General features: G+C 70.5%; 17 protein-coding genes and 1 tRNA gene. 7 read left to right on the top strand and 11 right to left on the bottom strand.

Going from position 1 to position 18,639, the window contains the following annotated elements; genetic code table 11:
• Position 1: 1 nt before the first annotated feature.
• The 4 genes from N1028_RS16635 to N1028_RS16650 are packed head-to-tail and all read right to left on the bottom strand — an operon-like array spanning position 2 to position 4,981.
• On the bottom strand, positions 2–1,087 hold the full coding sequence (locus N1028_RS16635) for an ABC transporter permease (RefSeq protein WP_259530512.1): 1,086 nt from the start codon (positions 1,085–1,087) through the stop codon (positions 2–4).
• Positions 1,084–2,073 carry an ABC transporter permease gene (locus N1028_RS16640; protein ID WP_259530513.1) on the bottom strand — a complete coding sequence of 330 codons (990 nt, stop codon included), beginning with the start codon at positions 2,071–2,073 and terminating at the stop codon, positions 1,084–1,086. Before N1028_RS16640 ends, N1028_RS16635 begins: the two co-directional genes overlap by 4 nt.
• Entirely contained in the window at positions 2,070–3,683 is a 1,614-nt protein-coding gene (locus N1028_RS16645; protein ID WP_259530514.1) for a sugar ABC transporter ATP-binding protein, read from the bottom strand. Before N1028_RS16645 ends, N1028_RS16640 begins: the two co-directional genes overlap by 4 nt.
• A 5-nt stretch (positions 3,684–3,688) precedes the next feature.
• Complete coding sequence (locus N1028_RS16650) at positions 3,689–4,981, bottom strand: substrate-binding domain-containing protein (RefSeq protein WP_259530515.1); 1,293 nt, start codon at positions 4,979–4,981, stop codon at positions 3,689–3,691.
• A 177-nt stretch (positions 4,982–5,158) separates the two neighbouring features.
• Between N1028_RS16650 and N1028_RS16655 the strand changes: the two genes are divergently transcribed.
• The gene (locus N1028_RS16655) at positions 5,159–6,088 is read left to right on the top strand and encodes a LysR family transcriptional regulator (protein WP_259530516.1); all 930 of its coding nucleotides are present in this window, start codon (positions 5,159–5,161) and stop codon (positions 6,086–6,088) included.
• Here the strand turns inward: N1028_RS16655 and N1028_RS16660 are convergent.
• Positions 6,085–6,951 carry a LysR family transcriptional regulator gene (locus N1028_RS16660; protein WP_259530517.1) on the bottom strand — a complete coding sequence of 289 codons (867 nt, stop codon included), beginning with the start codon at positions 6,949–6,951 and terminating at the stop codon, positions 6,085–6,087. The genes N1028_RS16655 and N1028_RS16660 overlap by 4 nt on opposite strands.
• A 115-nt stretch (positions 6,952–7,066) precedes the next feature.
• Here N1028_RS16660 and N1028_RS16665 point away from each other — a divergent pair, with 115 nt between their 5' ends.
• Complete coding sequence (locus N1028_RS16665) at positions 7,067–8,356, top strand: MFS transporter (protein WP_259530518.1); 1,290 nt, start codon at positions 7,067–7,069, stop codon at positions 8,354–8,356.
• 21 nt (positions 8,357–8,377) lie between these two features.
• Here the strand turns inward: N1028_RS16665 and N1028_RS16670 are convergent, their stop codons facing one another.
• Positions 8,378–9,316: a 5'-3' exonuclease gene (locus N1028_RS16670; RefSeq protein ID WP_259530519.1), complete on the bottom strand. Its 939-nt coding sequence runs from the start codon at positions 9,314–9,316 to the stop codon at positions 8,378–8,380.
• Positions 9,317–9,436: 120 nt separating this feature from the next.
• Between N1028_RS16670 and N1028_RS16675 the strand changes: the two genes are divergently transcribed.
• From N1028_RS16675 to N1028_RS16685, 3 genes are all read left to right on the top strand, one after another.
• Positions 9,437–10,063, top strand: a complete 627-nt coding sequence (locus tag N1028_RS16675) for a hypothetical protein (protein WP_259530520.1) — start codon at positions 9,437–9,439, stop codon at positions 10,061–10,063.
• Positions 10,060–11,268, top strand: a complete 1,209-nt coding sequence (locus tag N1028_RS16680; protein ID WP_259530521.1) for a HipA domain-containing protein — start codon at positions 10,060–10,062, stop codon at positions 11,266–11,268. The genes N1028_RS16675 and N1028_RS16680 overlap by 4 nt, the downstream gene beginning before the upstream one ends.
• Before the next feature lie 219 nt (positions 11,269–11,487).
• The gene (locus tag N1028_RS16685) at positions 11,488–12,366 is read left to right on the top strand and encodes a hypothetical protein (RefSeq protein ID WP_259530522.1); all 879 of its coding nucleotides are present in this window, start codon (positions 11,488–11,490) and stop codon (positions 12,364–12,366) included.
• Between the two features lie 67 nt (positions 12,367–12,433).
• Here N1028_RS16685 and N1028_RS16690 read toward each other — a convergent pair.
• Positions 12,434–12,507: transfer RNA gene (locus N1028_RS16690), tRNA-Pro, on the bottom strand.
• A 313-nt stretch (positions 12,508–12,820) separates the two neighbouring features.
• Between N1028_RS16690 and N1028_RS16695 the strand changes: the two genes are divergently transcribed.
• The gene (locus tag N1028_RS16695; RefSeq protein ID WP_259530523.1) at positions 12,821–13,522 is read left to right on the top strand and encodes a TetR/AcrR family transcriptional regulator; all 702 of its coding nucleotides are present in this window, start codon (positions 12,821–12,823) and stop codon (positions 13,520–13,522) included.
• Positions 13,519–14,484, top strand: a complete 966-nt coding sequence (locus N1028_RS16700) for an ROK family protein (RefSeq protein WP_259530524.1) — start codon at positions 13,519–13,521, stop codon at positions 14,482–14,484. Before N1028_RS16695 ends, N1028_RS16700 begins: the two co-directional genes overlap by 4 nt.
• 39 nt (positions 14,485–14,523) lie before the next feature.
• On the opposite strand, the gene der is transcribed toward N1028_RS16700, so the two are convergent.
• Genes der through N1028_RS16720 form a run of 4 tightly spaced genes read right to left on the bottom strand, consistent with a single transcriptional unit; the run spans position 14,524 to position 18,638 of the window.
• Positions 14,524–16,056, bottom strand: a complete 1,533-nt coding sequence (der, locus tag N1028_RS16705) for a ribosome biogenesis GTPase Der (RefSeq protein ID WP_259530525.1) — start codon at positions 16,054–16,056, stop codon at positions 14,524–14,526.
• Positions 16,046–16,762: a (d)CMP kinase gene (gene cmk, locus N1028_RS16710; RefSeq protein ID WP_259530526.1), complete on the bottom strand. Its 717-nt coding sequence runs from the start codon at positions 16,760–16,762 to the stop codon at positions 16,046–16,048. Before cmk ends, der begins: the two co-directional genes overlap by 11 nt.
• Positions 16,759–17,853, bottom strand: coding sequence for a prephenate dehydrogenase (locus N1028_RS16715; RefSeq protein WP_259530527.1), 1,095 nt, complete (start codon positions 17,851–17,853; stop codon positions 16,759–16,761). The genes cmk and N1028_RS16715 overlap by 4 nt, the downstream gene beginning before the upstream one ends.
• A complete protein-coding gene (locus tag N1028_RS16720) occupies positions 17,850–18,638 on the bottom strand; it encodes a pseudouridine synthase (RefSeq protein ID WP_375163453.1) in 789 nt (262 codons plus the stop codon). Before N1028_RS16720 ends, N1028_RS16715 begins: the two co-directional genes overlap by 4 nt.
• Between the last annotated feature and the right edge of the window lies 1 nt (position 18,639).

An 18,639-nucleotide genomic window follows, 5' to 3' on the forward strand; every position in this document is an offset into this window, starting at 1 on the left:
GTCAGATCCTGCTGCTGAGCTTCTTCTCGCGGCCGTAGGCGGCCATGGCGAGCAGGATGATGGCGCCGTACATCACCTGGCGGTCGGGGATGGTGAAGCCGAGGCCGAGGATGACGGTGCCGAGGAAGACGAGCAGGATCGCGCCGATCATGGTGCGCCAGTAGTCGCCCGGCCCGCCGAACACCGTGCCGCCCACGATCACGGCGGCGAGGCTCTGGAACAGGTACGGGCCTCCGAGCGAGCCGTCGACCGACCCCGCGAAGCCGGCCAGGATGACGCCGGCCAGCACCGCAGAGATGGCGCTGAAGGCGAAGACGCCTGTCCAGATGCGGCGGGTGCGGATGAGTGCGAGATCGGCGGCCCTCGGGTTGGTGCCCGTCGCGTAGATCTGCCGTCCGGTGCGGGTGCGCGAGAGGAACAGCCACATCAGCACCCCCACCGCGAGCCAGAGGAACACCACGGGAGGCATCGGGATGCCGAAGGTCGTCGCCACCGGGGCGCTCAGCTGCGACAGCCAGGCCGGTGCCGATCCCGATTGCGCCCCGCCGGTCTGCACCTGCACGACGCCCACGGCGATGGCGCTCATGGCGAGCGTCACGATGAGGGGCTGGATGTTGAGCCTGTTGCAGAGCCAGCCGGTGAACGCGCCGAGCAGTCCCGCGCCCACGATCGCCACGAGCAGCGCCGTGCCGAAGTTCCAGCCGTACATCTCGGCGAGCTGCGTCACCGTGAGGGCACCGGCCACGATGAATCCGGAGACCGACAGGTCGAGCCCGCCCACGAGCACCACGAGCGTCTGCCCCACGGCCGTGAGCCCCACGAGGGAGGCGAGCACGAGCATGTTGCGCACCGAGTTGTAACTGCCGAAGCCCTCGATGGCGATGGCCCCCACCGCGAAGGTCACGAAGAGCAGGGCCACCTGGGCCACGGGGAAGCGGGCCTGGGTGGCGGCGAGCGTCTCCCAGAGCGAGCGGGCACGGGCGCCGCCGCCTCTGCTGTCGCCGCTCGCCGGGGCGCCCGTGCGCGGACCGCCCGCGGGGTCGGATGCCGGGCCGGAGCCCGGGGTCGCGGTGCGGAGCTCGGTCATGAGGTGGTCCTTCCGGAACGACTGATGAGGGCGCCGACCACGACGGCGACGAGGAGCACGCCCCCGTAGAAGAGGCCGAGCCACTGGGCGGGCACCTTGAGCACGGTCAGCAGCGACTGCACGAGGAAGATGGAGCCGGCGCCGAGGAGCGACCCGAGGAGTCCTCCTCGCCCGCCGAGGAGGGTCGTGCCGCCGAGGGCGACGCTGGCGATGGCGAGCAGGGTGTACGCGGTCGACTGGCCGGGGTCGGCCACGTGCACGACCGAGAGCAGGGCGAACGAGCCGAGCCCGGCGATCGCGCCGCCGAGGGCGAACGCCGCGATGCGCACCGAGCGCACCCCCACGCCGCTCGAGAGCGCCGTGGCGTCGTTGCCGCCCACGGCGAACAGCTGCCGGCCGAAGAGCGTGCGCGAGAGCACGGCCCACGCGATCACGGGCACGAGGATGAGCACGAGGGCGCCGGGGAAGCCGGCGATGCCGGTGTCGATCTCCCCCACCCAGTTGTCGCCGATCCCCACCGTGCTCGGCGAGATGCGGAGGCTGAGGCCCGCGAGCACGAAGTACATCGCGAGCGTCACGACCACCGCGGGGATGCGCAGGAGCACCGTGAGCAACCCGTTCACGAGGCCGACGGCCGCGCCCAGCAGGAGGATGAGGGGCACGCTCGGCCAGCCGCCGAGCCCGAGCGGGATCAGCCAGGTGGCGAACACCATCGAGCAGAACGTCATGAGCGGACTGATCGAGAGGTCGATCCCGCCGCGGCCGGCGAGGATGGCCGGGGTGCTCGCCATGGCCGCCAGGGCCAGGGGCGCGAACACCGCGACCTGCTGCACCCAGCCGAAGTCGCGCTGCACAAGCAGGTTCGTGATGAGCAGGGCGAGGAAGAGGGCGAGCGCGAACGCGAAGTAGTACTTGCGCAGAAGCAGCCGGAAGCGGGTGCCCGCGGTGGGGGCCTGGCGGGTGTCCGCCGTCTGGGTGATCGTCATGACGCCTGCCTCTCGTTGTCGGCCGAAGCTGTGCCGGTCGAAGCTGTGCCGGTCGAAGCTGTGCGGGTCGAAGCTGTGCCGGTCGAATCCGTGCTGCTCTGGCCGCCGAAGAAGCTCGCGACCAGGCGTTCCCGGGTCAGCTCGGCCCGCGACAGCTCGGCCGCGAGCTCGCCCTCACGGAACACGAGCACGCGATCCATCAGCTCCAGATGCTCGTCGACCTCCGTCGAGAGCATCACCACGGCGAGGCCCTCCTTGGCGAGCACGTCGAGCAGCGTGTAGAGGTCGCGCTTGGCGTTGACGTCGATGCCCCGGGTGGGGTCGTTGAGAATGAGGATCCGCGGATGCGCCGCGAGCCAGCGGGCGATCGTCACCTTCTGCTGGTTGCCGCCGCTCAGCGTCGTGATCGCGTCCCCGCCGCGACCGATCTTGATCTTCAGCAGGTCGAGGTACTCGGCGAACCGCGTGCTGCTGCTCCGCTCCGAGAGGAACGGACCGCGCCGGTCCTCCTGCGCGGTCGCGATGGCGAAGTTCTCGACGATCGACATCCACTCGAAGATCGACTCGGCTCGGCGCTCGCGCGGCACGTAGGCGATGCCGAGCCGGGAGGCCCCGCGGTGGCTGCGCACGACGTGGCGCGCGGATCCGTCGACCCGCTCGACCTCGCCCTCCACCGGCTCGAGACCGGCGAGGGCCTTGAGGAAGACGTCCTGGCCGTGCCCCTCGAGGCCGGCCACTCCCACCACCTCGCCCGCGCGGAGGCTGAGGCCGAACGGCCGGGCGCCCGGCCGGAGCGCGAGCTCCCGCGCCTCGAGCACCACGGCCGAGTCGGCGGAGGCCACGGGCTCACGCCCCTCGCGGGCGGCCTGCTCGGCCGCCCCCGTCATCATCTGCACGAGGATCTCGGGGTTCCACTCCCCGCGAGCGAGCGTGCCCACGGTCGATCCGGAGCGCATGACCGTGATCCGGTCGCCGATCTCGTCGATCTCGTCCATCCGGTGCGTGATCAGGATGGTCGAGGCCCCTTCGGCGGCCCGTCGCCTGACCATCCCGAACAGCCGGCTCCTGGTCGAGAAGTCCAGAGCGCTCGTGGCCTCGTCGAGGATGAGCAGCTTCGGCTCCCGGATGAGCGAGCGGGCGATGCTGCAGGCCTGCCGTTCGCTGAGCGAGAGGTCGCCGACCTCGTCGTCGAGCGCGGGTGGGTGCTCGAGCAGCTCGGCGAGCACGGCCCTCGCCCGGCGGCGCTTCTCCGCCTGGCGCACCCGGTTCGACACGCTCTCGAGCCCGATCCAGATGTTGTCGAGCACGCTCCGCGTGTCGACCGTGAGCACCTCCTGGAAGACCGTGGCGATGCCGGCGGCCTGCGCCGCCCGGGGCGTGGGGAAGAACCGCGCGGGCGAGCCGGCGACCTCGAGAGACCCCGCTCCTGGCTGGTGCACGCCGCTCAGGATCTTCACGAGCGTCGACTTGCCCGATCCGTTCTCCCCCACGATCGCATGCACCTCACCCGGCAGCACCTGCAGGGTCGCGTCGACGATCGCCCGCGTGGGGCCGAACGACTTCGCGAGGTTCGAGACGCTCACCACCGGCGGCCCACCGAGCTCGGCCATGGTCGTCACTCCGCGGTGGCGTCGAACGACAGCTCGGCCGGCGCGGTGAAGAACTCCGACATCACGTCGTCCGGGAACACGTCGCCCTGGATGCCCTCGGCGGAGTTGATGTCCCAGCCGTCCTGGTAGTAGTCGTCCACGTTGTCGGGCGTGATCAGCGGCGGAGCGGTGATCATCTCGTTCGTGATCGGCCCCTGGCCGGCGAGCACGCGCATGCCCACCCGGAAGGCCGCGTTCAGCTGCGAGGCGCCGCCGCCCACGGTGCCCACGGCGTAGTAGCCGTCCGGGGCGTTGTCATGCAGGTAGGCGATGTCTCCGGCACTCGCGGTGTTCATCGTCACGGGAGGGACCGTGCGTCCGGACTGCTCGAAGGCCGTGATCACACCGGTCGCCATGGCGTTCAGCTGCACCACGGCCGACACCTCGGCGGGGTTCGCGGTGAGCCACGAGAGCGTCTCGGTCTTGGCCGTGGGCGTCACGTAGCCGCCCTCGATCTCGCCGGCGATCTTCGCATCCGGGCACAGCGCGATGGTGGCCTTGGCCGCCTCGTAGCCCTGCTGGTCGATCGGGAAGCTCGAGATGCCGTGCACCATGAGCACGTTGCCGGATCCGCCGGTCTCCTTGAGCACGTCGGCGGTCGGCTGCGCCACGTTGAGGAACGGGTTCTGGTAGACGTTGATGGCGTACTTCGACGGGATCGAGCCGGCGTAGACGACCGTGACGACGCCCTGGGCGCCCGCCTCGTCCACAGCCGGGGCGAGCGCCTCGCCCGAGAGCGGGACGATCACGATGAGCTTGGCGCCCTGGCGCACCTGGTCCTGGTAGCCGGCCACCTGGGCGGCGGGCGACTGCGCTGCCACGTCGGCGGCCCAGTAGTTCACGGCCTCGGGCGTGGTCAGTCCCGCCTCGCTCGAGAGCTCGACCAGCCGCCCGAACTCGGTGATCGACTCGTCGGTGAAGGAGTTGGCGTTCGAGCCGAGCGAGAGGCCTACCGGCACCGCCTCGCCGAAACCCGTGAAGTCGGCGAACTCGCTCGTCTCGACCGGGGCGGGATAGCCGTTGTAGCCGGCCTGGGTCTCGGGCGTGAGTCCCGCGACGATGCCCTCCGGGTCCTGCGGCGGCACCTCGGGAAGCGTCCCGCAGTCGCCGGATGCCGTGGCCGAGCCGCCGGACGACCCGGATCCGGAGCCCCCGGCGTCGCCGCCCGCGCAGCCGCCGAGTCCGACGACGACCGCGCCGACCGCGGCGAGGGCAAGGGCCGGTCGCAGCATGCGGCCGCGCGTGAAAGTGGTTCGCATAGTGTCACTCCTCATCGAGTCACCCGTCGCCAGTGAGCGGGTGGGCTCCATAGGACCACATCGTCAGACGGGATTACTATCGGTCGAACAACGTATTTTCGAGGGAAGTACCGCTGACGCGCCGATGAACTCACCGTCCGTCACGGCTTCGCCCGTGTCGAAGGAGACACCGGAACCATGCACCTGACGAACCTCAACCTGCGCCAGCTCGAGTACTTCGTCGCCATCGCCGACGCCGGGTCGATCGCGCTCGCCGCAACCCATCTGCACGTCTCGCAGTCCGCGGTGGCCGCGACCCTCACCGCGCTCGAGCGCGCACTCGACGTGCAGCTGTGCACCCGCCGCCGCTCGCACGGCATCACCCTGACCTCGAGCGGGCGTCTCCTGCGCGAGCGGGCTCGCGAGCTCCTCCACGAGACGGCCGACATCGAGCAGGAGGTCAGCGGCCGGCGGGCGCCGCTCTCGGGGACCGTGGTGGTGGGCTGCGGCGAGGAGCTCGCGCCCACCGTGCTGCCGCCGATCCTGCAGGATCTCGCCGTCGTGCATCCCGCCCTCACGATCGAGGTCGAGATCGCCCTCGAGGAGTCGTTCTGGCCGCGGGTGGCCACGGGCGAGGTCGACCTCGCCGTGAGCCTCGACCACCGCCTGCCCGCCGAGCTCACGAGCGTGCGGCTGAAGCCCATGCCCGTGCAGGTGGTGCTGCCGCGCGCGCACCCGCTGGCCGCGAAGGAACGGGTCGAGATGCGCGACCTCGCCGACGAGGACTTCATCATGCTCACCACCGAGCCCGGTGCCACGCACGCGTACTCGATGTTCAATCGCGCAGGCATCAAGCCGCGCATCGCCTTCCGCTCCCCCACGTTCGAGCTCGCACGGTCGCTCGTGGGGCGGGGTCTCGGCTACACGATCCACATCCAGCAGCCGGCGGGCGACACGAGCTACGAGGGCTGCCCGCTCGCGGTGCGGCCGCTCGAGACCGGGCTGCCGCTCGAGTACGTCACGGTGGCGTGGTCGGCGCGCATCCGGCCGTCGCCCCGCACGCAGGCGGTCATCGACGCGGCGCGGCGGGCGTGGCCGGAAGGCGGCACCGGCACCGGCACTCTCTAGGCTCCGGGTGCGCCGGTGCCTCCCGTGATGGTCTCGAGCAGCGCTCGGGCGGCGGCCGTCACCCGCGGTCCCGTCACCACGCCGATCCGCCACTCGGGCGCATCCACCAGCGCGATGCGCCGGAGCCCCGGCCGCCCTTCGACCATGCGCTCGGGCACGATCATGAGCCCGAGGCCGGAGGCCACGAGTTCGGCGGCCACCCCGAGGTCGTTGACCTCGCACGTCGTCGTGCGCTGAGCTCCTGCCGCGGCGAAGGCGTCGTCGACCACGCGGCGAAGCGCCCACTCCGGTGCCACGTCGACGAAGTCCCGGCCGTCCAGGTCGGCGATCCGCACGGGCCCCTCGATCTCGTCGTCCTCGGCCGTCACGAGCATCATGGGCTCGCGATGCAGTCCGTGCGAGCGGCCGGGGCGGGCGTCCGGCGGAAGGGGCACGACGCCGAGATCGAGCCGACCCCGGTCGACGTCGTCGAGGATCGTCGCCACCGGCGCCTGCCTGAGTCGCAGAGCGACGAGCGGATGCGCGGCCCGCATGGCCCTGATCGACTGGCCCATGCCGGTCCAGGCTCCCTGGATGACGCCGAGCGAGACCGCTCCGCGCAGTTCGCGGCTCGGCGACGCGGCGGCGCGCGCCTCGTCGACCAGGCCGAGGATCGCCCGCGCCCGGTCGAGCAGCTCCGCTCCCGCGGGCGTGAGCCGCATGCGGCGCGTCGTGCGCTCGAACAGCGCCGCGCCGAGTTCGGCCTCGAGCTGACGCACCGAGGTCGAGATCGCGGACTGCACGACATGCTGGCGGCGAGCGGCGCGGGTGAAGTTGAGCTCGTCGGCGGCGGCCACGAAGTACTCGAGCTGCTTCAGTTCCACGGTCGGTGATTCATCTTGTTCATAGATGAAACCTATCGCTTTCCATCGTTCCACAAGTGGAATGGAGGGCGCTGAACGGCGTTGAACCCTCTGTCCGCCCCGACGAGAGAGACCCATGACCGACCTGCGTGAACATCCCGACACCCGCCCGACGCCCGCCGTCGCCGGCCCGCACGGCACCGGCACCCGCCCCTCCACCGGCATCCGCGCTTCGGACCGTGACCGCACCCGCCGCCGCGCGGGTGTCGGCTTCTGGGGCGTGGCCTACACCTTCGTCGCGATCATGGCCTTCTCCACGGTGCCCACGCCCCTGTATCCGCTCTACGAGCAGGCGGGCGGCTTCGGCTCGAGCACCGTGACGGTCATCTTCTCGATGTACGCGCTGGGTGTGCTGCTGAGCCTCTTCCTCGCCGGGCACATCTCCGACTGGTACGGCCGCAAGCCCCTGCTCTGGAGCTCGCTCGCTGTCGCGCTCGTCTCGACCGCCCTGTTCCTCAGCAGCACCGACCTCGCGGTGCTGCTGATCGCCCGCTTCACCACGGGGCTGGCGGTCGGTGTCCTCACCGCAACCGCCACGGCGGCCCTCACGGCCCTGCGGTCGGCGCATCGGCCGGGCGGCGCGCCGGGTGTCGCCGAGACGGTCGCGGTCTTCGCGAACATCGGCGGTCTCGGCCTCGGGCCGCTCGTCTCCGGTGTCGTGGCGCAGTTCGCACCGGCCCCGCTCGTCTGGCCCTACGTCCTCTTCGCCATCCTGCTCGTGGCGGCCGTGCCGCTTCTCGTGCTCACGCCCGAGACGGCGGGGCTCCCGGCCAAGACGGTGCGCTACCGCCCGCAGCGCCTCGCGCTGCACCCCACGCGCCCGGCCGTGCACCTCGCGGCGATCGCGCTCGGTCTCATCAGCTTCAGCGTGTTCGGTGTGTTCTCGTCGCTCGCGCCGCAGCTGCTCGGCGATGTGTTCGGCATCACCGCCACGGCGCTCACGGGGGCGACGGTCTTCGCGGTCTTCGCCGCAGGGGCCGTGGCGCAGGCGCTGGCGGGCCGGATCCCACCGCAGCACCGACTGAAGTCGGCTGCGGTCACCCTGTGGGTCGGTCTGGCCCTGGTCGCGGTGCAGCCGTTCCTGCCGAGCTATCCGCTGTTCGTCGCGGGCGGCATGGTGGCGGGCGTCGGCGCGGGCCTCGCGTTCAAGACCGCGGTGGGCACGATCGTGGCCCTGACGTCGCCGGAGAAGCGGGCGAGCGCGCTCGCGACGCTCTTCCTGGGTTCGTACATCGGTCTCTCACTCCCTGTGCTCGGTCTGGGCGCGCTGGCACCGGTCATCACGCTGCCGCTCGCGGTGGCCGCTCTCACGGCGGTCCTCGCCGCGGGCCTGGTGCCGGTGTACCTCACGCTGCGCCGGGGCTGAGCGGTTGCGGGGGCCCGGCGGTCAGCCCCGCGTGTCGAGTGCCTTGAGCAGTCGCCCTACGGATCCGCCGAGGTTCCACTCGGTGCCGAGGCGCTCGAGCTCGGCGCGTGCTTCTCCGGTGACGGGTCCGAGCCGGGCGCCGGCCCCGTCGAGGGAGGGAAGGTCGAGGTCCCGCACCACGCCCACCACGGCGGGCGCCACGGCGAGGTAGTCGCCGGCGGCCTCGAGCTTCGCGCGCACCCCGGATGAGACGCCGCCGTCGGGGTCGGCGGCGGCCGCCAGGATCCCGTCGAGGGTGCCGTGCCGCCCGAGCAGGGTCGCGGCGGTCTTCTCCCCGATGCCGGCGACCCCGGGGAGGCCGTCGCTCGTGTCGCCGCGGAGGGTGGCGAAGTCGGCGTACTGCTCGGGCAGCACGCGGTACTTCGCCACCACAGAGGCGTCGGTCAGCACCTCGAGGTTCTTCATCCCGCGGGCCGTGTAGATCACCCGCACGTCGTGCGAGTCGTCGACGAGCTGGAAGAGGTCGCGGTCGCCGGTCACGATGTCGACCGGATGCGCCGCGCCGGTCGCGTAGCTGCCGATCACGTCGTCGGCCTCGTGCTCCGCGGCGCCCACGACGGCGATCCCGGCGAGCGCGAGCACCTCGCGGATCATCGGGATCTGGGCCTCGAGGGCGTCCGGAACCACCTCGTCATCCGGAGCACCGGCCTTCTCGTCGGCCACCCGGTGCGCCTTGTAGCTGGGGAGGAGGTCGACCCGCCACTGCGGCCGCCAGTCGTCGTCCCAGCACGCCACGACCAGCGCGGCGTCGAACTCCACGGTCAGCCGCGCGATCATGTCGAGCAGCCCCCGCACGGCATTCACGGGCGTCCCGTCGGCCCGCCGAATGGTGTCGGGCACCCCATAGAACGCCCGGAAGTACAACGAGGCGGTGTCGAGCAGCATCAATCGGTCGGCCATAGCCGATTGTGGCATCTTGGGCGGGGCTGCCGCCCTCCTTCTCTGCGTAGAACCCTCGGCCGACCTCCGCGAGGCTCTCGCCACGGCAGAAGTGTCATGCCCTTCCGGTATAGTTGTGTCATGAAGGTCGCGGAGTACTCGAAGCGCATCGGCGTCAGCCCGCGTCGCGTCCGCGCGATGATCGCCGCAGGCGACGTCAAGGCCGAGCGCGTGGGTCGGAACTGGAAGGTGCTCGACGAGGAAAGGCCCACCGTCCACTCGCGCCGACCGCTCTCGGAGACCTCGCGGCAGGCCCTCCTCCAGGCTCTGAACAAGCGGACCCTGGACGGCTTGACCGGACAGCTCCGCACCCGCACCGCTGAGCGCATCAACATGCTGCGGGAGTCCGACGAGCCCTCCGCTCTTCTCACCGCCTGGTGGCGAGGTTCCGCCCCCACGGGCATCAGCGGGGCGGCCAACCTGATCCTCCATGCGAAACGCGGCGACAACGACCGCGTGCGCGAAGTCCTCCACCGCAGGCAGGAGCGCTACCTCCGCCGTCCCGAGGACCTCGCCCGAGCCGTTCGCGATGAGCGCACGATACGACGCCTGAGTGTCGACGAGCTCGGACGGCTGGCAGAGCTCCCTGCCGACACCGTGCGTCGCATCGAGCGCACAGGCGAGACAGCATCCATCGGCGCCACCCGACGCGTCCTGAGCGCTCTGCAGATCTCACCGTCAGCGATTCCTTCCCCGGAGCGGCGATGACCCGGATTCTCCACGCGTGGCTCGAGGGCTCACACGTCGGTCGCTTCGAGCGCGCCGACGACGGTGTCGTCACCTTCGTCTACGACGACGGCGCGCCTGAGACCCCCATCTCGCTCCCACGTGACGGGTCAGCCACGCGGAAGGCCGCTTCGAATTTCCTGGAGAACCTCCTCCCGGACCATGCTCAGACTCGTGCCCGGATGGCGAAGGCCTACAGCGCCACCTCCCCCGCGACCTTCGACGTGCTCGCGCGGGCAGGCGGTGACGTCGCCGGAGGCCTCGTGCTGCTTCCCGACGGTCAGCCGTTCCCGGACCGCGATGCCCCCCTGCTCGACCCAGCCTCCGACGAGGACATCGCCACCAGGATCGCAGCCATCAAACGCGACCCCGACGATTGGGTCTCCACCTCGACGCCCGCCCGCTTCTCGCTCGCCGGCACACAGGGCAAGTTCGCTCTCGCGGAGATCGATGGGCAATGGTATTGGTCGAACGCATCCGTTCCGTCCACCCACATCGTCAAGCCGGCACGGAGCGACTTCCCAGGCCTGGAGGCCATCGAAGCGGCAGCACTCGGTCTCGCGAATGCCGCGGGCGTCGACGCACCTCAGGCATCCGTTCTGGTGGCGATCGACCAGACGGCGTTCCTCGTCGAACGCTTCGACCGGGCAGGCCGGGACCCGTTCGCGCAACGGGTCCACGCGGAGGACATCGCCCAGTCGCTCGGCCGCGGTCCCGAAAAGAAGTACGGGGTGACGGCAATTCAGGTGGTCAAGCTGCTTCGCTCGGTGGATGCCACGGACGAGCTCGGTTATGCCTTCATCCGCCAGCTGTCGTTCAATACCATCACAGGCAACGCCGATGCGCACGCCAAGAACTACTCGGTCCTCCTGCGTCCTGAAGGAATCACCCTCTCGCCGCTCTATGACTCGGTGCCTGTCCTGATCTACCCGGAGTACGACCAGAAGCTCGCGATGCGGATCTCCGGCGCCGAGCGCGCATCACAGGTCGCGCCGGAGCACTGGTTGAAGCTCGGATCGAAGGCCGGTCTTCACCCCGACCGAGTGCTCGGGATCGCGTCGGATGTCGCCGTCGACGTCGCGGAGCACGTCGACGCGGCGTGGGCTGGTGTCGATGCAAGCCAGGCGGAGCAGCTGCGAGAAGGCATCCTCAGGAACACCGAGAAGCTCACATCCTCTCGAAAGTGAACGCGCCACTGAACGCGGCGGAGCTGCTTTTCGGTGTGGACAAGGAACATGCCTCTGTTTCCGCGAACGACGCCACGCGCGCGGACCCCTCCGGAAGCACGAGCTCGTCCCCACTGGCCGAACACCTCCGGAGCGACTCTAAACTGGAGGACCGAGAACGTGGTGACCAACCGGGGAGACAGCATGCGAAGCGCAGGCAGACGCGCAGGAATCATCGCGGTGACCGTCGCGCTGGCGATGGGCATGGCGGGATGCACGGCACTGACCCCTTCCGGCACGGACGGCAGCACCCCAGCTGCAGCGCCCACGTCGCCGACGCAGCAGAGCCTCGACGCCGCGTGTGAGACGGTGAACGCCGAATGGGGATTCGCTCTCGATCCGTGGGTGGCACTCGAAGCCGATACCCAGAGCAAGGATTTCGCGCAGAAGCGAACGGAGCACCAAGCGGTGATCTCCACCCTGCAGGACATCGCTGATCGGGTCGAAGCTCCCGAACTGCAAGGGGCCCTCGACGCGTCGATCAGCGCGCATCAGCAGTACGCCGACACCATCTGGCCGGGTCTGGGCGACATTCCGGAAGGGTATGCCGCCGTTCTCGAGGACCCCGCGAATCTCCTGGTCGTTCTGGGCAAGCAGAAAGCCGAACTCGAGCAGCAGATGGCTGATGCAGACCTGCAGCGCTACGATCTGTGCGGAGTGATGCAGAGCGGTCAGACTGCAGCGCAGGCGTGCGAGATCGCCAACGGCGACTGGGTCGATGGAGGCGTGGTCTACAACGGTGCATCCAATGTCGCGGCCAGCGGAGACGTGGCCGCAGCTCAGCGCCAAGCGGCCGACGGGCTCGTGCAGCTCAAAGCGGCGCTGGTGCAGGTGACCGATCCAGGAGCCTACGCGGAGATGGCGAGCATGTACGACGCGTATGAGACGTTCTACGAAGACGGGATCACCACTCTGCTCACGGAGGAGCAGGTGCTCGAGCTCTCTGCTGACGAGCTCGATGCATACGCCGCTGAGGCCGACGCAGCCTTCACCGTCTGGGACGAGGCGCTCACCGCTGGTGAGGAGCGCCTGACGGCCTACTGCGCCGGCCAGGGGTAGCCACCCACACGACCCGTCACACACGAAGAGAGGGCCGCCGGCATGGGCGACCCTCTCTTCACTTCTGTCGGGCTGACAGGATTTGAACCTGCGACCCCTTGACCCCCAGTCAAGTGCGCTACCAAGCTGCGCCACAGCCCGTGGCATGTCATCCAGGAGAAGCGAACCGCTCCAGACAACTTGTCCATGATAGCGCCTTCTGAGGCTCCCCGTGGACACAGCGCGGGTCCGTCACGGTGCGATAACGGATCGCCGATCTGGTCGGACCCAATAAATGCACCTGCATAGACTCGAGCTCAGAGGCGCGCTGCGGGGATGACCCGGACGGCCCCCGCAGCGCCCTCACCCATCGACGGCCCGAACACCACCGGGACTGCGCAAAAACTGGGCGAAACTTTGGGACAGACAGTCCCGAACGGAGCTTTTTCATAAGATCCGCATTGCATAATTGACCATGCCCCAGTCACCTGCCTTACCCGCACCTACCCGACGACAGGGCGCGTCCGTCAATCTGGCCGAACCCCGAGCGGCCAGAACCCACGAATCGCTGACGGCCGCCCTGTTCGATCTCCTCCGCCGGCACGACCTCACCGAGATCTCCATCTCCGAGCTCTGCCGCACGGCGGGAGTCCACCGCACCACCTTCTACGGCCACTACGCCGACATCTACGCCTTCGCCTCCGACTCGTTCGCGCACATGCTCGACGACCTGGCCGACGTGGCCGAGCTCGACGCCGCCGACTACGAGAGCGGCGGATCCGAGGCCCCCGATGTCGAGTCCATCACGGCCGCCTACACCGGCTCGATCAGCGCCATCCTCGTGCACATCCTCGAGCACCGGTCGGCCTACCGCATGATGTTCGGCACCCGGGTCGACGCGGGCTTCCGCAGAGACCTGCACCAGCGGCTGCTCCGGCACGCCGCCCTCGCGGTGTCGAACTGGCGCCGGCTCGGCCTCGCCCAGGATCTCGACGGCCCCACGGCCGCCGCCTTCATCGCGGGCGGCTCGGTCGGTGTCTTCGAGGAGTGGGCCATGAGCGACGACACCGATGTGGCTGCCCGAACAGCCGACATCGTGGGCACAGCCGATGCCTGGGTCGCCTCCCGCACACTGGCGCACGACACCGTGCTCGCTCAGGACACAATGGTGGGGTGACCACCCGCGCCGACTCCACCCCGCTCTCCTCCGGTCCTTTCGCCCTCGCGATCGACATCGGGGGCACGAAGGTGGAGTCGGCCCTCGTCGACCCCTCGGCCACCCTCCTGCCCGGCAGCCGCCATCGCGCGCCCACCGGCTCGGGCAGCACCGCCGACGACATCGCGGATGCCGTGCGTCGCGTCATCGCCGAGACGCTCGCCTCCGCTCCCCCGGGCGCCGAGATCGTCGGCGCGGGCATCGGCAGCGCCGGCCCGATCGACGCCGGGCACGGCACGGTCTCACCCCTCAACCTGTCCGCCTGGCGCGCCTACCCCGTGCGCGCCCTGGTGCGGGACGCGATCGGGACGAGAGTCCCCGATCCCGTCCTCCGCCTCGACGGCCTCTGCATCCTCCTCGCCGAGCACTGGGCCGGCGCCCTGCAGCACCACCGCACGGCGATGGGCATGGTCATCTCCACGGGCATCGGCGGCGGACTCCTCGTGGAGGGCCGCCTCGTGGGCGGCCGCACGGGCAACGCGGGCCACATCGGCCAGATCCAGCTGCACGAGCACGAGAGCGCCGGCAAAGATCTCAGCACGACCCTCGAGGGGGTCGCCTCCGGCACGAGCATCGTCGCCTGGGCGCGCGAGCAGGGCTGGGGCGGCACCGACGGCCCGCAGCTCTCGGCCGCCTACGCCGCCGGCGATCCGATCGCCCTGGCCGCTGTCGAGCGCTGCGCGAACGCGGTGGGCGACGGAATCGCCTCGGCCTGCGCGCTGCTCGACCTCGAGGCGGTCGCCATCGGTGGCGGCTTCGTCAACGTCGCCCCCGACCTCATCGACCGCATCCGCGCCCGCGTGAATGCCGTCGCTCCCCTCGACACCATCCCCGGCGTCGAGATCCTCCGCTCGGCCCTCTCCGACGAGGCCCCCCTCATCGGTGCGGCCGGCCTCGTCCACCGAGCCGACCTCCTCACGTAGCCCGCGCCGCACCCTTAGGCGAGGCGCGAGCCCACGGCGCTAGCGCTTGCGCTTCTCGCGCACGCGCATGTTGACCACGATGGGCGACCCCTCGAAGCCGTAGATCTCGCGCAGCCGCCGCTGCACGTAGCGACGGTAGCCCGGGTCGAGGAACCCGGTCGCGAACAGCACGAAGGTCGGCGGACGCGAAGCCGCCTGGGTGCCGAAGAGGATGCGCGGCTGCTTGCCACCGCGCACGGGGTGCGGATGCGCCGCCGTGAGCTCGGCGAGAAAAGCGTTGAACTTGCCGGTGGGGATGCGCGTGTCCCACGACTCGAGCGCGAGCTCGAGAGCGGGGACGAGCTTCTCGAGGTGGCGGCCGGTGCGCGCCGAGATGTTCACGCGCGGCGCCCAGGTCACGTGCGCGAGATCCTGCTCGATCTCCCGCTCGAGGTAGCGGCGGCGCTCGTCGTCGAGCAGGTCCCACTTGTTGAAGGCGAGCACGAGTGCGCGCCCGGATTCGAGCACGAGGTCGATGATGCGCAGGTCCTGCACCGAGATGGGCTCGGTCACATCGAGCACCACCACCGCCACTTCGGCCTTCTCGAGAGCGGCCGAGGTGCGGAGCGACGCATAGAAGTCGGCGCCCTGCTGCAGGTGCACGCGCTTGCGGATGCCGGCGGTGTCGACGAAGGTCCACACCTTGCCGCCGAGCTCGATCTGCTCGTCGACGGGATCGCGGGTGGTGCCGGCGAGCTCGTTCACGACGACGCGCTCCTCGCCCGCGGCCTTGTTGAGCAGCGAGCTCTTGCCCACGTTCGGCCGGCCGAGGATGGCGACCCGGCGGGGGCCGCCCACCTCCTGCTTGGCCACGTTCGAGACCTCGGGCATCTTCTGCATGATCAGGTCGAGGAGGTCGGCGACGCCCCGGCCGTGCAGCGCAGAGACGGGGTAGGGCTCGCCGAGTCCGAGCGACCACAGCGCAGAGGCCTGCGGCTCCTGGCGCGAGTCGTCGACCTTGTTCGCGGCGAGGAACACGGGGCGGTCGGCACGGCGGAGCATCTTGACGACGTGCTCGTCGGTCGCGGTGGCGCCCACGTTCGAGTCGACCACGAAGAGCACCACGTCGGCGAGGTCGATGGCCACCTCGGCCTGGGCGGCCACGGCGGCGTTGATCCCTGCGGCGTCCGGCTCCCAGCCGCCCGTGTCCACGAGCGTGAAGCGCCGGCCGGCCCACTCGGCCTTGTAGGCCACGCGGTCGCGCGTGACACCGGGCTTGTCCTCCACGACCGCCTCGCGGCGGCCGAGGATGCGGTTCACGAGCGCCGACTTGCCCACGTTCGGGCGGCCCACGATCGCGAGCACGGGCAGGGCGGGGAGGTAGACGACGCCATCGCCGTAGTCCTCGGTGATCTCGAGCAGGTCGAGGTCGGCCTCGTCGAGCTCGTAGTCGTCGAGGCCCGAGCGCAGAGCGGAGGCCCGCTGCTCGGCGAGCTCCTCGTCGACACCGGCGAGGCGTTCGGCCAGGTCGTCGGCGGGTGCGTCGAACTCGTCCGGGTCGTTGCCGGGTGCGGGGGTGCGGTTATCCGCCATGAGAGATCCTTGTCGTCTGGGCCACGACCTCGACCACCGCTTCGACGGTCTGGTCGAAATCGAGTTCCGTGGAGTCGACGGTGGTGACACCGTCTGCGGCGTTCATGAAGTCGACCACCCGGGAGTCCGCCTCGTCCCGTGTGCGAAGTGCCTCGCCCACGGCGGCGGCCGTCTCACTGGTCAGTTCCTTCGAACGCCTGCCCATTCTAGCCTCCTCCGAGGCCGTGAGAAGGATGCGCACGGGGGCGTCCGGCGCCACGACCGTCGTGATGTCGCGGCCCTCGGCCACGATGCCCGGTTTCGGGGTGCCCGCCATGATCGCGCGGAACCGCTCGTTGAGGCCTCGCCGCACTTCGGGGATGCGCGCCACGAGGCTCACCACGGCCGTCACCCGCGGCTCCCGGATGGCGTCGGTCACGTCGGTCGAACCCACCCGCACGTAGTAGTCGTCGGGGTCGGTGCCGATCCGGAAGTCGAAGCGCTCGAGCTCCTCGATCACCCGATCCACCTCGGCGGCGTCGATCCCGCGGTCCAGCAGATCCCACGACAGCGCCCGGTACGACGCCCCGGTGTCGAGGTAGTCGAAGCCGAGGGCCCGTGCGGTCGCCCGGCTCACGCTCGACTTGCCGCTCCCCGCGGGGCCGTCGATCGCCACCACCACCGGCTTCGAGGTCGATCCGGCTACATCGTTCCCTGCCGCAGTCATCCGGCGATCCTCCATCCACGGGCCGCGAGCGCGGCCGTCAGCTTGTCCACGGTCTCCGGCAGCACCGAGAGCTCGGCGAGACCGATCTGCGCTCCCGGCGAGTGCTCGAGCCGCAGGTCCTCCAGGTTCACGCCCTCCTCGCCCACCTCGGCGAACAGCCGGGCGAGCTCGCCGGGGGCGTCGTCGACCATCACCACGAGCTGCGCGTAGCGCCGATCCTGCCCGTGCTTGCCCGGCAGCCGCTCCACTCCCGCGTTTCCCGCGGCGAGCGCCTCGGCGACGGTCCGCCGCCAGGCGGTGTCGGATGCTCCGCTGGACTCGAGCGCCCCGATCACCTCGTCGAGGTCGTCACGCAGCGCCCGCAGCACCGAGGCGGTGGGGGCCGCATTGGCACCGAGGATCTGCACCCAGAGCGCCGGGTCGCTCGCGGCGATCCGCGTGACGTCCCGCACTCCCCCGCCCGCGAGGCCCACGGCGGCGGCGGGCGCGTCGATCAGCCGCCTGGCCATGAGAGTCGAGATCACCTGCGGAGCGTGCGAGATCAGCGCCACACTCGTGTCGTGCTCCTCGGCGGTCATCTCCACGAGCGTCGCGCCGAGGTCGAGGATGAGGTCGTCGACGGCGGCCGCGGCCTGATAGCTGATGCCCTCGTGACCGGCGACCACCCACGGCCGCCCCACGAACAGGTCGGCGCGGCCCGACATGGGCCCGCCCTTCTCCCGGCCGGCGAGCGGGTGCGATCCGACGTAACGGCTGAGGTCTCCCCCGGCGGCGGCCACGGCGTCGAGGACGGGCTTCTTCACGCTCGCCACGTCGGTCACCACGGCGCGCGGGTAGGCCGAGAGCTCCCGCACGATCACCGAGGCCGTCACGTCCGGAGGCACGCACACCACGATGAGCTGCGGCTCGTCGGCGTCGCCTGCTCGCCGGCCCGCTCCGTAGTCGATGGCGATCGAGACGTTCGTGGGCGACGCGTCGGAGAGGATGACGTCGACACCGCGTGCCCGGAGCCCCAGGGCGATGCTCGTGCCGAGCAGTCCCACCCCGACCACGCGCACGGGGCCGACCAGTCGGCTCTCCACTGCACTCACTCCTCGATGTCCTCGCTGTCGTCGCCGTCCTCACCGGCACCGCCCGAACCGGCGCCCTCCGCCGTGCCGTCCCGGCCCTCGCCCGTGGCGTTCCGCGAGAGGGTCAGCAGCTGGCCGAGTTCCACCTTAGTCAGGTCGCGCAGGCCCCCCGACTTGAGCGTGCCGAGGTTGAGCGGACCGAACGAGCGGCGCACGAGGTCCACCACGGGGTGCCCGACCTCGTCGAGCATCCGGCGCACGATCCGGTTGCGCCCGGAGTGCAGCGTGATCTCCACGATCGAGGTCTCCCGCTCCACGTCGAGCAGCCGCGCCTTGTCGGCGGCGATCGGTCCGTCCTCGAGCTCGATCCCCTTCGTGAGCGTCGCGATCGTCTGGGGAGACACCCGCCCCTCGACCTTGGCGATGTAGGTCTTCAGCACCCCGAACGACGGATGCGCGAGCACATGCGCGAGATCCCCGTCGTTGGTGAGGATGAGCAGCCCGCTCGTCTCGGCGTCGAGCCGCCCGACGTTGAACAGCCGCTCTTCGTACTGCGAGGTGTAACGCTGCAGGTCGGGCCGGCCGTGCTGGTCGGCGAGCGACGAGACGATGCCGGTGGGCTTGTTGAGCATCACGTAGCGCTTGTCCGGGTCGAGCTGCACGGCGGTGCCGTCGACCGACACGAGGTCGTTCTCGGGGTCGATGCGGCGGCCGAGCTCGGTCACGACCTCGCCGTTGACCTCCACCCGCCCGGCCTCGATGAGCTGCTCGGAGACGCGGCGGGAGGCCACTCCCGCAGCCGCCATC

It is taken from the genome of Herbiconiux oxytropis (assembly GCF_024979315.1).
In the GTDB taxonomy this organism is placed as follows: Bacteria; Actinomycetota; Actinomycetes; order Actinomycetales; family Microbacteriaceae; genus Herbiconiux; species Herbiconiux oxytropis.

What these genes read in the sequence shown, in the direction of transcription:
- N1028_RS16680 (WP_259530521.1), top strand. Translation starts at nt 10,060, where the DNA reads ATGACCCGGATTCTCCACGCGTGGCTCGAGGGCTCACACGTCGGTCGC.
- N1028_RS16645 (WP_259530514.1), bottom strand. Translation starts at nt 3,683, where the DNA reads ATGGCCGAGCTCGGTGGGCCGCCGGTGGTGAGCGTCTCGAACCTCGCG.
- N1028_RS16640 (WP_259530513.1), bottom strand. Translation starts at nt 2,073, where the DNA reads ATGACGATCACCCAGACGGCGGACACCCGCCAGGCCCCCACCGCGGGC.
- N1028_RS16635 (WP_259530512.1), bottom strand. Translation starts at nt 1,087, where the DNA reads ATGACCGAGCTCCGCACCGCGACCCCGGGCTCCGGCCCGGCATCCGAC.
- N1028_RS16720 (WP_375163453.1), bottom strand. Translation starts at nt 18,638, where the DNA reads ATGGCGGCTGCGGGAGTGGCCTCCCGCCGCGTCTCCGAGCAGCTCATC.
- cmk (WP_259530526.1), bottom strand. Translation starts at nt 16,762, where the DNA reads ATGACTGCGGCAGGGAACGATGTAGCCGGATCGACCTCGAAGCCGGTG.
- N1028_RS16650 (WP_259530515.1), bottom strand. Translation starts at nt 4,981, where the DNA reads ATGCGAACCACTTTCACGCGCGGCCGCATGCTGCGACCGGCCCTTGCC.
- N1028_RS16695 (WP_259530523.1), top strand. Translation starts at nt 12,821, where the DNA reads ATGCCCCAGTCACCTGCCTTACCCGCACCTACCCGACGACAGGGCGCG.
- N1028_RS16670 (WP_259530519.1), bottom strand. Translation starts at nt 9,316, where the DNA reads ATGGCCGACCGATTGATGCTGCTCGACACCGCCTCGTTGTACTTCCGG.
- der (WP_259530525.1), bottom strand. Translation starts at nt 16,056, where the DNA reads ATGGCGGATAACCGCACCCCCGCACCCGGCAACGACCCGGACGAGTTC.
- N1028_RS16675 (WP_259530520.1), top strand. Translation starts at nt 9,437, where the DNA reads ATGAAGGTCGCGGAGTACTCGAAGCGCATCGGCGTCAGCCCGCGTCGC.
- N1028_RS16665 (WP_259530518.1), top strand. Translation starts at nt 7,067, where the DNA reads ATGACCGACCTGCGTGAACATCCCGACACCCGCCCGACGCCCGCCGTC.
- N1028_RS16655 (WP_259530516.1), top strand. Translation starts at nt 5,159, where the DNA reads ATGCACCTGACGAACCTCAACCTGCGCCAGCTCGAGTACTTCGTCGCC.